Genomic DNA, 15367 nt, shown 5'->3' with positions numbered 1-15367 from the left:
CCGTCCGCATGCTGCCGGGTATATGTGAAGTCTGTTTGCTTATGAAGGCAGGTACAAGTATTTTTAGAAGCCCTCACACTTTCATCAAAAGAACCGCAATATCGCACTATACGCTACTGATTTCCCGTTTTGACGCCCCCTTCATGGTTTTTGCCTGTACTCCAAAAGCGTCTTTTTCTCGTTCAACCCGTAGAGTTTTGAAACACGTGCCTCCGATATTCCGCGTTTTCTGTCTTTTTCTTTTGATGATGACCGCCCCCTTTGCTGCCCAATCGCAGCATTTGCAGGTGGTTCACGCTACGCCTGAATTCACGGAGTACGCATTTTCCAACGACAGCCTTCGCGTGTTTGCGCCAGCCTTCCTCGATGTTCCTTACCGCGATGGTGAGCTTCGGTACCGTATTCTCGAACAGGACATCGTGCGCGCAAGTAGTCCGCGCCTTTCCAGGGTGGAAGCACAGCACGGTTCCGAAGAAGACATCTTCACCCTCCTTGCCGATACCCGCGCTCCGCTTGCACAGGCCTCTGCACCCCGTGAAGTGCGCAAACAGTACCGCTCCGCGCTTCAGCTCAACATCGCCCGCCGTGACGCTACACAAGCTGATCAGTTCCTCATCACGCGCAGCCTGCGCATACGGGTGTACAATGATCAGACCTGGACCCCGCAGGCAGCGGCAGCCTACGCGCGCATTTCACAGCGGATCCAAAGCGAAGGCAATCACCCGCTGAGCACCGGCAGCTGGTATCAGATCCCCGTTACCCGAAACGGCATATACCGGCTCGACCGCACCTACCTGCGGGATCTTGGCATTGATACCGACAACATCGATCCCCGCAACATTCAGCTCTGGGGCACAAACGGCTACGAGCTTCCCCTGCCCAATGCGGACGCACGTCCGGCCTTCACACAAATTCCCATCATCGTCGAAGGCGAAAGCGACGGCAGTTTTGGCGCCAACGACGCCGTCATTTTCTACGGCAATGAAGTCAATGAGCGCATTTTCGACCCGATCTCCCGCAGCTGGACCCACCACACACACGCCTACGCAACGACCAACTTTGTGTATCTGACCATAGGCAGCGAGCGCGGCGAACGCCTGCAGCCTTTTCAGGCGCAGGGCAGCGTGAGCGAAGAAATAGACCGCTTCCGGGATTTTATCTTTATCGAAGAAGAGCTTCACATGCCGGAATCGCAGCAGCGCTCCGGCACCCTCTGGTTTGGTCAGCTCTTCACCCCCGAATTCAGCAATCAGGTGATTGTACGCGACACCCTCCCCGGCTTCATCCCTAACAGCACCATCGAGTTTAATGCCCGCATGGCCGGGCGGTCGCGCTCCCTCATGACCTTCGAATTCAGCCGCGACAACGCGATTTTCGGCACCGTCAACATCGCGCCCATTAACGACCTCTCCGCTTCTACCGGACGCTCGGCCAACATCACCAATGTTGTACGGCAGCTCAACAACGTGACCCTTGATAACGAGCGGCTCGAAATCCGGGCCCGATTCATGACCACAACCCCCGAATCGCGGGGCTGGGTTGATTTCATCAATATCCGTGCGGAGCGCCTGCTTGCGCCCAAAAACGGTATCCTTCACTTCCTTTCGCCGGACCTTTCCACTTCCACCACACAGCTTGCACGCTACAGCTTCACCGGCTTTTCGTCGCGTCCGCTGGTGATGGATGTCACCAATCCCGTTAACCCGGTGCTCATCCCGGCTGAAGGCAGCGGCAGCAACTGGTCGGCACGCTACTTCTACAATCCGGGCCGCAAGCTGATTGCCGCTACCCGCTTTTATACCCCCGCGCCCGGAACTGCGGTCGAAAACCAAAACCTGCACGGGATCAACTTCTTCCCGGATTACGTGATCGTAACCGCTGAACGCCTGCTCGAACCCGCGCAGCGCCTCGCCGATTACCGCGCCGCACGCAACGGACTCCGCCCCGTAATTGTAACGCAGAACCAGATTTTTCATGAATTCAGCGGCGGCGTACCTGATCCGGTTGCCATCCGTGACTTCATGAAATTTCTGTACGACCGCGCCGGCCTCAGCGATGAACGTATGCCCCGCTATCTCATGCTGTTCGGAAATGCAACCTTCGACTACAAAGGTATCGAAGACACCTCCGTTGAAAACCTCGTGTTCAACTTTCAGCACTACGTTGACGCCGATAACCTCACCCGCACCGGCACCTACGGCAGTGACGACTTTTTTGGATTTTTAGGGGATGATGAAGGTTCATGGCTGGCAAGCGACCGCAACAACCGTCTTGATATCGAGATTGGCCGGATTCCGGTTGTTTCGGCGGAACAGGCGCACATCATCATAGACAAAATCGAAGCCTTCGAAAACCTGGATCAGGCAGGCGACTGGCGCACGCTGTTCACTTTCACGGCTGACGATAACATGAACAGCAACAACAACGACCGCGACCTGCACACCTTCAACGCTGATTTTGTGGCCGAAGCCATTGATGAAGACGCAACCGGTATCCGGGTTCGCAAGCTGTATCAGTTCAGCTTCCCGCTGGAAAATACGCCTGCGGGGCGGCGGGTACCACAGGGCACGACTGCGCTGGTCAATCAGATCAATGCCGGAACCCTCACCCTGCACTTTTCAGGTCACGGTGCGGAACAGGTGCTCACGCAGCAACGGCTGTTTCAGTCCTCGGATATTCCCCGGCTCACCAACCGCGAGCGCCCCATGATTATGATCACAGCGACCTGCTCCTTCGGGCGCTACGACGACAACGTTGACTTTTCAGGCGCAGAGAAGCTCATGCTCCACGACAATGGCGGCTCCGTAGCCGCAATGACGACCTCCCGCGTGGTGTTCACGAGCTCCAGCCCCAACGAAACGCAGGACAACAACTTCGCCCTGCACATCGAACTCACCCGGCAAATGGTCATGCGCAACCCCGACGGCAGCAACCGCACAATCGGGGATGTGTACCGCACCACAAAAAACTTCATCCTCGATAACAACGAAGCCGCCAACCGCAACAGCATTAACAACCGCAAGTTCGTACTACTGGGCGATCCGGCCATGTCGATGGGACTTCCGGAGCAACAGATGGAAATCACCGCCATCAACGGACTACCGGTCAGCACATCCAACGCACCGCTGCAGCTGCGCTCACTTGACCGGGTTTCTGTGGAAGGGCGCGTGCTCGGCACCGGCGGCACAACCGACAACAGCTTTAACGGAGAAGGCATACTGCGGGTGTTTGACGCCTCCCGTCTGGAGCTGCTCCCCAACCCTGACGTAACCTGCAACCTCCTGTCGCCGGACTGCGGCTTCCGCGTACAGAACGACATTCTCTTTAATGGCAGGGTCAGCATTACGGACGGGCAGTTCAGCACCGAGTTCATTGTTCCGCAGGATATCGCCTACTCCGATTCACTTGCGCGCATTCATATTTACGGGATCAATCCCGGCGTATCGGATGCCGTTGGCTCCTTCTCCAACTTCTTCCTTAACGGCATCAACCCCAACGCCGTAAACACCTTCGAAGGCCCGCAGCTCGACGCCTACCTCAACGACGACAGTTTTGTGAACGGAAACCTGGTCAACCGTGACCCCACTTTAGTGGTAGATGTTTTCAGTGAAGGCGGGGTGAACACAACCGGCGCGGGCGTAGGCCATGAAATCATCGGTACCCTCCGCAATGCCGACCGTCCGGCTGAAGAGCGCACCTTCATTCTTAACGAGTTTTACACCAGCGCGCTCGACGATTTCACCCGCGGCCGCATTGAGTACCCGCTGGACAATCTGGAAGATGGTGCATGGTCGCTGTACGTGCGCGCCTGGGACGTTTTCAACAATGTGGGCGAAACCGAGATTTTCTTTGATGTGAGCGGGGGCGACGAGCTTGCCATCCGGAATGTGTACAACTATCCGAACCCAATGCACAACTTCACCCGCTTCGCTTTCGAACACAATCAGCCGGTAGGTCAGCCGCTGGATGTCTTCATCCGGGTCTACACGCTCAGCGGAAGGCCGGTAGCGCAAATTCGCGAAAGCCGGATCACCAACGGCAACCTGGAAATGTTTGAGTGGAACGGTCGCGATGATGATAACAACCGCCTTGCCGCCGGCACCTATCTGTACCACGTGCGGGTACGCACTGACGGCCCTAACGGGCGCCAAACACAGGAACATATAGAGCGTCTCGTAATTATTCGTTAGTTTCATCCGTTGACCCTTAATGGTTGTTCCAAAACCTTTTTTCCTTTATTTCAAACCGCAACACATAAACCCAGCAATCCTATAGCGCACAGCTACTGCACTCTCATACATCACCCTCTATTCATTCCATTCTTATGAAGAAATTCTCAACCTTTTATATAGCTGCTTTTGCATTGCTGCTTGCCGGTATCGCTCCATCCTATGCGCAGGTTGGTATTACAGCCGTGCCTTTTATGCAAATTGAGCCCGATTCGCGTACGCCGGGTATGGGTAATGCAGGGGTAGCGATTGCCGATAACGCTTCTGCCGTGTTCTGGAATCCTGCCGGCCTTGCTTTTCAGGAACCTGAAACGCAGATTGCCCTCACCTATGCCAACTGGCTGCCCAACTTCAACACCGACCTTTTCTACAACTACCTGGTCGGTAAAACCTACATCGAAGGTATCGGCACCATTGGCGGGCACATCACCTACCTCAACCTGGGTGAGCAAATTCAGACCGACGAAATTGGTCGCGAGATCCGCAGCTTTTCCAGCTACGAACTCGCTACCGGACTCAGCTACGGTTTCCGCCTCAACCAGAACTGGGCCATCGGCACCGGCTTCCGGTTTATTTACAGCCGCCTCACCCCGAATATCGACGTAGGCGGTCAGACCGCGAAAGCGGGTACAAGCGTTGGTATTGACCTTGCTGCCCTTTACCGCAGCAATGAGTTCAACCTCCTGGACCGCACCTCCCGCCTGAGTGCCGGCTTCAACCTTTCCAATATCGGTCCGGCCATTCAGTACACCGATGACGCGCAGGCCGATCCGCTCCCAACCCTTCTGCGTGCCGGTTTCGCCCTGGATCTTGCCCTCGATAACGACGGCTTCAACACCCTTACTTTTGCCGGTGATGTATCCAAAATCATGGCCCGCAACGACACTACAGGACGCGCCATGGGCGTGGGTGAAGCCCTCTTCCGCTCCTGGGATACCTACACCCGCTTTGACGGACAGGATTTTGTTGAAGTACCCCTCGTAGAACAGTTCATGTATGCCGTTGGGGTTGAGTACTGGTACAACCAGCAATTTGCCATCCGGACAGGCTACTTCTACGAAGCCCCCAACAACGGAGACCGTCAGTTTATCACCTTTGGTGCCGGTCTGCGCTACAACATGTTCGGGGTTGACTTCAGCTACCTCTACACCATTCGGGAAGATCACCCGCTGGCCAACACCATCCGATTATCGGTGCTGCTCAATTTTTAGCGCACCCGCTTACCTATATGCGGCCTTGCCGGTAAAGGGTGATGGTTCTGCGGCCTCATCCCCTTTACCGGTCAGTCCGCACCATTTACCGGATTGGTGCTTTTTGCGCCTGTCGTATCTGACTCCATTCAGGCTCCCTACATGTTCGTAAACTCCTTCACATTCAGAAGAATATCTGTTACGGGTATTCTTCTGTTTTTTTTGATTCCCTGTACATTCACGATTGCCCAGCCCATCCCTGCCGATGAACTTGCCGGGCGCTTTCAGCCCTTTATGGCGGCTCAGTCGCAGCACGGGTCAGGGCAGGCAGAAACACAGGTCATCTCAGATGGCACCGTACACATTCTCGCGGTCATGGTCGAATTCCAACCGGAAGAAAACCGCTTCACCTCCGGAAACGGGACTTTCGCGCTCGACTACCTTATGCGCGATGACATCACGATTGGTCCGCTGCCCCATAATCGAAGCTACTTCGAATCCCACCTGCTGTTTGCCCGCAACTATTTCCAGCAAGCCTCACAGGGACAGCTTGAGCTCGAATTCACCGTACTCCCGCAGGTGTACCGGCTCAACAGGCCCATGCGGGAATACTCGCCAACCGGTCCTGATGACAGCGAAAACTTTCGGCTCGGAGACCTTTTCTACGACACCTGGAGCCTCGTTGCCCAGTCGGACCTGCCCGACCTCAGCCATCTGCCTCAGGACCGCACCCTGTTTGTGATATTCCATGCCGGAGCGGGGCGGGACATCGAACTTACCGGCACCACCCTCGACAACACCCCGCAGGACATCCCCTCTGTTTTCCTCAGCAAGGAATCTATTACACGACTCTCATCCGACGCGGGTCCCGATTTCGACGGTATTCCGCTGCGTGACGGGGTGCGGGTCACCAACTCCGCTATCCTTCCCCAAACACAAAGCCGCCGGGGCGAAGATGTAACCGGTGAAGAATTTGTACTTGAACTTTCCATCAACGGTATACTCACGGCGAACATCGGCAGCTTTCTCGGTCTGCCCGATCTTTTTGACACGGAAACCGGGCGCTCCGGAATCGGTCAGTTCGGCCTGATGGACGGCGCGGGTATTTTTGCCTGGTACGGCCTCATGCCCCCGCTGCCCTCGGCATGGGAGCGTCAGTTTATGGGATGGGACACCCCCTTTGACATCAGCCTCACCGACGATTCCGCTATTCAGCTCCCCGCCGCTTCGCTGGGTCAGCCCCAGAGTATTGCGCGGCACCGCATTTCAACCGACGAATACTTTCTGGTTGAAAACCGGCACCGCGACCCTTTCGGCACAGGTGTGGAGCTCACCTTCCGCCTGCCCGACGGCAGCTTTGAAACCCGGGTTTTTACCAACGAAGAAGAGCGCTTCAGCCCGACCGATCAGCGCAGGTACAGCGAAATCATGCCCGCGGGTGTGCTGGTAAATGTCAGCAACTTTGACTGGGCCGTACCCGGCGGCCTCGACATCGGTCAGGACGGACAAGCCGGCACCGACGACGACCGACTCCTCAACGGCGGAATCCTGATCTGGCACATTGACGAAGCCGTAATCCGCGAACAGAAGCGAAACAACGCGATCAACAACAACCCTGACCGCAGGGGCGTAAGTTTACAGGAAGCCGACGGCGCGCAGGACATCGGGCGGCCTGCCGGGGGCCTTACGAACTTCTCAAGCGGCGGCCCTTTTGACTTCTGGTGGAGCGGCAACGATTTTACGGTGATCACCGCCTCCGGGCAACGAATAGTCATTTACGAAAACCGCTTCGGCGACGACACCTTCCCCAACAACCGCAGCAATACCGGAAGTCCTTCATTTTTTGAGTTTTATGACTTCTCCGACAACCTCCCTACCGCAAGTTTCAGAGCACGAAGGATCGGTGCCGAAAACATCAGCCTGCTGTTTGAAGGCTCGCTTGACGGCAGGTTCGCGATATTTGATTCCGGGCACTACGGATGGCCGAGACCACTCGTTATATACCGGCAGGATACCGGTAATTCGTTCCTGCTCGTACCCGGCGATATATCGGTACATGCACTGCCCCTCGATAACGAAGCCGGTATTTCGTTCGAAAATCGTCATTCCTTCGGGTTTGGCACCGTAATGCCGTTGTACACCCAAAACGGTGTACTCACTCTTGATGAAAAAGGCGATGACCCTACAGCCCGCTTCTTCCAGCTCCAGGACGGTACCTTTACGAAAATCTGGCAAACCGGCCATATAGGCGAATTGTCGGGAAAACCTTCATCCCGAACAGGTCAAACCATAGACCTTGACACCACGCCGGTCCGGCTCGACGCCCAAACCGGTGCCCGCACCATTATTGACGGCGGCTTTCAGGAAAGCATTATCCTCGGCGGTATAAGCGCCCGCATTGAAGACGGTATCCTGAGCACAAGCGATGGCAGCATTAACCGGAATTTACGCACGGATTTCACCCCCCCTCGCCGCTATGTAAGCATGGTTCAGGTCTCGGAAAATCAACCGCCACAGCCCTTACTGCTCACGAGCACAGCACTCAGCCTGCTCGCACCCGATGAAAGGGATGACATACATTTGGCCAGGGCCGGGTCCCTGCCCGGTATCAGCTGGCCTGCCCTGGTTGACTTCAACGGCGACGGCTCCCTTGATTTTCTCTTTGTTGATTTTTTGCAAAACCGACTCGAAGGCCGCAACGCCAACGGCGCCCTCCTCTGGGATTTCCCCCTCGAAGCACCACAGGGGCAAACCTTCCTGTCCTCCCCGCTGATCGCCGACCTTACGGGTGATGGACGCCCCGATCTCCTCATGCCTGCCGCCGACAGCCTGTCCTATATCATCCACGGCTTCGACAACCGCCTGCGTCCGCTCGACGGTTTCCCGCTCTATGTTGGCTCTACGCAGGAAGACGTAAGCTATATCGAACGCTTCCCGCTTATGCCCGTGCTTGACGGCAACCGGCTCTATGCCATCAGTAATTCAGGCGACCTCAGGGTCTGGGAACTTGAAGGAGCCGGTGAAGTCTTTTGGGGCTCCGTTTACGGCAACGATCCGGGCAACAAACTCCGCGGTCCCGAGCCGGACCCCAACCTGTCCCTGCCTGAATTCGGTCTCCTCAACACCGGTGAAACCTATAACTGGCCCAACCCCGCAAGCAACGAAACCTTCATCCGCTATCAGACCAGCACCGAAGCCGACATCACCATTACCGTTCTGAGCATGAGCGGCACCCGCCTGTACGAACAGCGGCTGCAGGCACGCGGCGGCGTACCCGAAGAAGTCCTTATCGACACCTCGGGCTGGAGTAGCGGTGCCTATTACGCCCGCGTCCGCGCCTCAGCCAACGGGCGAGAAGAAACCAAGCTCATCCGCATAGCCGTGATTCGTTAGCCGCCCCTTCACTCCGTTTTCCAACCGCATGAACCGAACTTCCTCCCGCCCAAACCCCGTCCCTTTTCTGCAACAGCTGACCCTGATTCTGTTGCTGTTCATGGGGGCAGGCGCTTCACAGCACCTGCAGGCACAACAGCGACCGGCTTTTCTCAACTACCCGCACAATCACCTGGACTGGTACACGATTACGAGCGATCACTTCCTCATTCACTTTCAGGAAGGCAACGACCGCCCGGCACGTGTCATCTCCCGCATAGCTGAAGAAGTGTGGACAGACGTCACCGAGCTGTACGACTATGAGCCCGACATCCCGCTCAGCATTGTGCTCATCGACCGGGAAGACTACTCCAACGGCGCGGCCTACTTTTTCGACAACAAAATTGAGATCTGGCTGCCCTCCCTCGATACCCCCTTCCGCGGCACCAACAACTGGCTGCGCAACGTGATCACGCACGAACTTGTGCACATTGTTCAGATTCAGGCGTCCATGCGCGGCAGCCGCACGCGGCCCATCACCTACCTGCAGTGGCTTTCCTACGAAAACGTACGGCGCCCCGACGTGCTTTACGGCTACCCCTCCGGTATCGTCAGCTTCCCGATTTCAAGCGTGAATGTGCCTGCCTGGTTTGCGGAAGGCACCGCGCAGTACATGACCGAAGGCTTGCTCTACGACTACTGGGACAGTCACCGCGACATGATGTTGCGCACCCGCATACTCGACGGCAACGAGCTTGGCCTGGTCGAAAAAGGGCACTTTGCCTCCAAAAACAGCATGGAGCGGGAGCTTTCCTACAATCAGGGCTTTGCCTTCACACAGCACCTCGCCGACCGCTTCGGCGAAGACGTCATTGCTGAAATCACCCGGCAGCTGGCCAACAGCCGCGACATCCGCGGGGCCATGCGCCGCGCGACCGGCATTCCCGGCGAAGAACTCTATCAGCAATGGGTTGACAGCCTGCGCACGGCCTACACCGACTTCGCAGCGCACATACACGAAAGTCCCGCCGAACCGGTGTACGACCTCGGCTTCATCAACCTGCAGCCCGCGTTCACGCCCGACGGAAACGTAGCTTTTCTCAGCAATCAGTTTTTTGACTTCCCCCGAACCGCTCTCATTGTGCTGGACGAAAACGGAGACGCAAGCGAGCTCGTCGGTGCCCCCCGGCTTCAGGGCGAAACACAGGGCGGCGCATTCCGGCACAGCTGCGGCATGTACTCGCGCCCGCTCATCAGCCGGATCAGTAGCGGCTACACCTTTTCGCCCGACGGCGCGCAGGTCGCATACAGCTTCATCGAACAAAATCGCTTCGGCGAAACCTACGGCGACCTCTACCTCTTCAATACGGAAACCCGCCGGACCGAACAGCTCACCCGCGACGCCCGGCTGCACGAACCCGCATGGTCGCCCGACGGCAGCCGCATTGCCGCCCTGCAGCTCTTCGACGGCACCCTCAACCTTGTCATTATTGATCCTGAGACCGGCGACACCCAACAGCTGAGCGCCTTCGACCAAAGCGAACAGCTCTTCAACCCCGTATGGTCACCCGATGGCACGCAGCTTTTCGCAGCCAAAGGCGATCACAGCCGGGGCCGCTACATCGTACGCTTCAACGCCCAAACGCCGGGCCCGCACGAAGTCATCCTGCAAGTGCCGGATACCGACATCCGCGATCCCTTTGTGAGTCCGGACGGCCGCTTCCTCTACCTCGCCGCCGACTTCAACCACAAATTCGACATCTACCGCTATGATCTCGAACAGGGCGGACCGCTGGTGCAGCTCACCGATGTAATTGGCGGGGCCTTCCAGCCGCACGTCAATGAAGCGGGCGCCTTGCTCTACTCGGAATTCACGTCAACCGGCTACAAAATCCGCCGTGCCGATGTGGAGACCCTGTTGACCCACAATCAGCGTCACGACCTTGCTGCGCGGCCTGCCTTCGGCCCCCGTCCACGCGCCCGTGACCTGAGCCCGCTCAACACCTTCGACGACACCGACATCACGCCGTTTTCTGCGGAAACCTACGCGCAGGTCCGCCGCGACCCGCACGTGTTCGAACTCGAAACCCGCGGACAATCAGACCGCCGCGAGTTCATCTCCTACGAAGACACCTTCATCTCCTTCAGCTTCCTGCCAACCATCCGCTTCGACAACTACTCGCAGGAGTTTGGCCGCAACAGCTCGCTGGTCAAGGCCGGAAACTTCGGAGACCTGGGCCGCAACATCCTCCGGGACGCCAAAGTCGGGTTCTACATGAGCTCGCGGGAAATGCTGGACCGAATCTCCCTCTTCGGCGGACTCCTTGTGGGACCGGCTTCCCGCGACGCCGACACCGTAAACGAATTTTTCCGCCCCGGCCGCCTGGTTGATCTCGACCGCGACCTCTTCCTGATTGCCGAATACACCGGCCTGCCCTTCATCGAGCGGCACTGGTCGCCAACCGTCGAAATCGGCCTCTACAACCTGCGCCGTAACGTCCGCAACGGCCTCGAAATCGAAGAATTCCCCTGCACCGCCTGTCTGCCGGATACGACCGCCATCGACATCGCCTACGACATCTGGCAGGCCGAAATCAACCTGTACAGCAAGCTCAACCGCTTCAGCCTGGTGCAGGTCGGCTGGCACCACACGCCCTACCGCGTCTCAACGCAGTCCTTTTTCTCGAACGAATTCAACGATTTTGTGCCCGGCTCCACGGCGCGCTACTTCATCGGCAACACCCTCACCGCCGCCTACGTGGTGGACGCCTACCTGCCCTGGCGGCACGGCGACATCTCCCCGATCGGCTTCCGCGGGCACATCCGCTACAACTATCAGCCGGGGCGCCTCCTCGATCGCTACGAAATCCGCGACGGCACGCTCATCCCCGTGTACAACACCTACCGCAATCACTCCGTCGAGCTCGACGCCCGCTACGGCTTCCTCGGTCCGCTCAACCGCGTCATGCAGCTGCGCACCCGCCTGTTCTCCTACTTCGACGACCCCGACGAATACTTCTTCCTCGACTACATCGGCGGCTTTGACGGCATGCGCAGCTACCCCTTCTTCGCCCTGGGCGGCAACCGCACGGCCTTCGCCCAATTCTCCGTCATGCAGCCGCTGTTCACCAACATCAACCGGCAGCGCGGCGCCTTCACCCTCGACAAAGTCTTCGCGCGCTTCTTCGCCGAAACCGGCAACGGCTGGGGCGGCCCCCTCGACATCGGCGACAACCTCAAAACCGGAATCGGTGCCGAGCTGCGCGTCAACATTCAGTCCTTTTACCTGTTCCCGAGCCGCTTCTTCATCAGCGGCGCCTACGGCCTCAATCAGTTCGACCTGCGCGTTCCCGAAGGCTTCGTAAGTGCCGATCAGCGCGAAACCGTCCGCTTCGGCGGTGAAGTACTCATTAACTTCGGTCTGTTGTTCGATTTCGAACTCTAAGGTCCCGGGTTTTCCCGCTCTTTTTTTATTTGGGTAAACTCCGTGAACATCAATGGTGCAAAGCGAGATTGGCAGGGCGTTGCGCGGCACAGGCGCCTTGCTTTTTGGGGCACAAGCTGGTTCCGGGCCTTTTCTCGAAACCCGCAGCAGCAGCAGCAAACCAAACGCAGGCCAGCCTCCTGCACAATTCATAAATTCCTGTTTCAACTTCCCATCAAAACCGGATACATCATGTCAGAAGCCCGTTTTTCCTTTTCTGCCTTGCTAGTGCTGTTTACAGCAGCCGCATGGTCAGCCCTGTTCCCTGCGGCAGTGCAGGCACAATTTGGCAGCCCGGTCACGGCACAATTGCAGGCCACAGCACACAGCCTGACAAGCGAACTGACGCAGCACGAGCTCGATCACTGGCTTCAGGGCAGCGAGACCGGGCAACCGCAACTCAGGCTGCGCTACGACGCCGCCGGGCAGCAGGCCTGGCACGAACTGGGCATGCACCTGCGTGAACGCACCGCCGCCGAAACCGGCTTTGCCTCAGCAAGTCCGCGCGGCTTCATGCGCACCATAGCCGAAACCCCCGGCCTTGCCTTCCTCAGCTCGGCCCTCGTACCCGGTCTGGGGCAGGCCGCAAATCAGCAGTGGTGGAAAACCGCCGTTTTTGCAGGCATTGAAATCGGGGCCTTCTACCTTATGGTCGATCAGCGGCGCATTGGCGACCGGAAACAGCAGCAGTATAACGACTTCGCCGACGCGCACTGGAGCGTCGTGCAGTACGCGCAATTCCTGGTACAGTACACGCAGCTCGATATGCGCCTGGAAGATGTCCTCACCCCGGAAGGCATGCAGGTGCTGCGCGACAACGGCTTCGTTCGGGCGACCTTCAACACCGATATTGACTGGGCCATGATTGACCTGGCACGCCTCAATGAGTTCGAGTTCGGCACCCTCTCCCGCGTAACGGGGCGCCCGCTTTCGCACGTAGTCAACCCATACGGCTCGCAGCAGTACTACGAGCTGCCGAGCAAATACTTTCAGTTTGCCCCCGGCTGGCGCGACTGGAACCGCGACATCAATATCGTGGACGGGGGCGTGGCCGATATGCCGCCGAGCTGGCGCTTCCATGCCGCCCTTGAAGAGGAATTCAATGACGCGCTCCGCTTTTCCCGCAATATGGGCATGCTTCTGATTGCGAACCACGTTTTCTCGGCTTTCGACGCCTTTTTTGTTTCTCAGCTGCGCATGCACCGCCGGCAGCTCGAAACTTCGGCTTCCCTCACCGCAGGCGGCAACCCCTCCGTTCAACTATCCTTCAATTTTTAGTATCTTTGACGTTCGCCGAAAGGCTGTATCCGGCAGCCCTTCAGCCCCTTTTCAAAACCACTATTCATGTCCGCCTTTAAAGACCTTCTCACCGATAAAAGACTGTACATCGGATTTTTAATCCTCATCCTGTCCGGCGTCCTTTTACTTTTACTCATGGACCGGGTCATCATGCCGGCCTATACCAAATACAATCAGGGCGTTACTGTACCGGATGTGACGCGTGTTGCCTATGATGACGCCATCCTGAAGCTGCAACAAGCCGGGCTGCGCTACGAAATTATCGACCGCCGCTCAAATGAAGCCTTCCCGCCGGACTTTGTTCTCGATCAGGCCCCGCGCGGCAACAGCCTCGTAAAACCAAGCCGGAAAATCTATCTCACGGTCAATGCCTCCGAGACGCCCATGGTTACCGTGCCGGACGTACAGAACATCTCCCTGCGGAATGCGCAGATTCAGCTGCAAAGTCAGGGGCTGGAAGCCGGTTTTGTGGAATATGTTTCCTCCCGCTTCCCCAATATTGTAATGGGGCAAAGCATTGAAGCCGGCGAATCTGTCCGCAGGGGCACGCCGGTAAACCTCGTGGTAAGCGACGGCCTGGGGATGAATAAAGTCGCGGTGCCTGAAATCGTCGGCAAGCGCCTTGCGATTGCGCAGCGGGAAATCCGGCAGAACGGGCTTCGCGTAGGTCAGATCGTCTTTCAGCCGGCAGCCGACATGGATCCCAACATGGTCATATCATTCAGCCCGGCAGACGCGGATTCCCTTTTTGAAGGCGAGCGCATTGATCTGGTCGTTTCAGAGCTCGCAGACCTGCAGGAAGCCGAAGAGCGCGGGGTACAAATCGATGACGATACCGACCTCGGACGCGCCGTGCCGGACAGCCTCATCATCCCCGAAACCGACAACGACCGCGATGAATAAGCGCCGCAGATACGCGCTGAATCACCCGCTCTTCAACGCCTCCCGCCCCGGGCCTGAGCTGCCTCAGACGCTCGTCGGGGCTCAGCAACCATCACCCTAAAAAAACACCCCGTGAACCTTCGGCACCCGCTGCATAACACCTACGCATTCCCAACCATCGCGCCCTCCATCCTGGCCGCTGACTACACCCAACTGGGCGCCGAAATCGAAAGCTGCACCGCAACAGGTATCAAATGGATACACTGCGATGTGATGGACGGTCACTTTGTGCCCAACATCAGTTTCGGGCCGATGATCGTGGAAGCCGCCCGTCGCAGTGCCCCGGAAGCCTTCCTCGACACACACCTGATGATTGAAAAGCCCGCGCTCTACCTCGAAGCCTTTCAGAAAGCCGGCGCTGATCTTATCACCATTCACGCGGAAGCCGATCCGCACGCGCACCGCACCCTGAATGCCATCAAAGCTATGGGGCTGTATGCCGGCGTAGCCATCAACCCCGGCACGCCCCTCACCCAAATCGAAGAGCTGTTGCCCGAAGTTGACCTGGTGTGCGTGATGAGCGTGAACCCCGGCTTTGGCGGTCAGGCCTTCATCAAAGCAAGCATTCCGAAAATACAGCGGCTCGCAGCCTGGCGCCGGCAGATGGGGCTGAACTTCCTCATCGAGATCGATGGCGGCGCGGGGGTGGACAATGCGGAGATAATTGCCCGTGCGGGCACCGACATCATCGTGTGCGGCAGCAGCGTTTTTGGCGCGCAGGACCGGAAGGAGCGCATTCAGCGGCTCACGCAGAAGACCATTATCGGCAGCACCGACCTCGCATAGCGTAGGTTGGAATGATTCACCCGAAGCGCTGATTTCATCCTGATTCACCCCTCTTCATAAATCCC

At 57.7% G+C, this 15367-nt stretch carries 7 protein-coding genes; all 7 read left to right on the top strand.

Translation table 11 applies throughout. The features are described from left to right. The first annotated feature begins 245 nt into the window (after positions 1-245). The 7 genes from porU (at position 246) to rpe (ending at position 15302) form a co-directional block, all read left to right on the top strand. Positions 246-4190, top strand: a complete 3945-nt coding sequence (gene porU, locus CYPRO_RS04345) for a type IX secretion system sortase PorU (RefSeq protein ID WP_164682529.1) — start codon at positions 246-248, stop codon at positions 4188-4190. 134 nt (positions 4191-4324) lie between these two features. After that, positions 4325-5440, top strand: a complete 1116-nt coding sequence (gene porV / locus CYPRO_RS04340; RefSeq protein WP_114983451.1) for a type IX secretion system outer membrane channel protein PorV — start codon at positions 4325-4327, stop codon at positions 5438-5440. Between the two features lie 96 nt (positions 5441-5536). Further along, the gene (locus CYPRO_RS04335) at positions 5537-8812 is read left to right on the top strand and encodes a T9SS-dependent M6-like inactivated metalloprotease (protein WP_124245519.1); all 3276 of its coding nucleotides are present in this window, start codon (positions 5537-5539) and stop codon (positions 8810-8812) included. Positions 8813-8840: 28 nt separating this feature from the next. Then, on the top strand, positions 8841-12236 hold the full coding sequence (locus tag CYPRO_RS04330) for a hypothetical protein (RefSeq protein ID WP_240644831.1): 3396 nt from the start codon (positions 8841-8843) through the stop codon (positions 12234-12236). Positions 12237-12467: 231 nt separating this feature from the next. Continuing rightward, the gene (locus CYPRO_RS04325) at positions 12468-13553 is read left to right on the top strand and encodes a DUF5683 domain-containing protein (RefSeq protein ID WP_124245518.1); all 1086 of its coding nucleotides are present in this window, start codon (positions 12468-12470) and stop codon (positions 13551-13553) included. A gap of 66 nt (positions 13554-13619) precedes the next feature. Next, positions 13620-14477, top strand: coding sequence for a PASTA domain-containing protein (locus tag CYPRO_RS04320; RefSeq protein ID WP_114983448.1), 858 nt, complete (start codon positions 13620-13622; stop codon positions 14475-14477). 111 nt (positions 14478-14588) lie between these two features. Continuing rightward, on the top strand, positions 14589-15302 hold the full coding sequence (gene rpe / locus CYPRO_RS04315) for a ribulose-phosphate 3-epimerase (RefSeq protein WP_240644830.1): 714 nt from the start codon (positions 14589-14591) through the stop codon (positions 15300-15302). Positions 15303-15367 lie beyond the last annotated feature (65 nt).

Source organism: Cyclonatronum proteinivorum, assembly GCF_003353065.1.
GTDB classification, from domain to species: domain Bacteria; phylum Bacteroidota; class Rhodothermia; order Balneolales; family Cyclonatronaceae; genus Cyclonatronum; species Cyclonatronum proteinivorum.
The sequence above is the reverse complement of the archived record's forward strand: the minus strand, read 5'-3'. Positions and strand labels throughout refer to the sequence as shown.

Bases quoted from the DNA above. Each gene is read 5' to 3' on its own strand.
- CYPRO_RS04330 (WP_240644831.1), top strand. From the start codon at position 8,841: ATGAACCGAACTTCCTCCCGCCCAAACCCCGTCCCTTTTCTGCAACAG.
- porV (WP_114983451.1), top strand. From the start codon at position 4,325: ATGAAGAAATTCTCAACCTTTTATATAGCTGCTTTTGCATTGCTGCTT.
- CYPRO_RS04320 (WP_114983448.1), top strand. From the start codon at position 13,620: ATGTCCGCCTTTAAAGACCTTCTCACCGATAAAAGACTGTACATCGGA.
- porU (WP_164682529.1), top strand. From the start codon at position 246: ATGATGACCGCCCCCTTTGCTGCCCAATCGCAGCATTTGCAGGTGGTT.
- CYPRO_RS04325 (WP_124245518.1), top strand. From the start codon at position 12,468: ATGTCAGAAGCCCGTTTTTCCTTTTCTGCCTTGCTAGTGCTGTTTACA.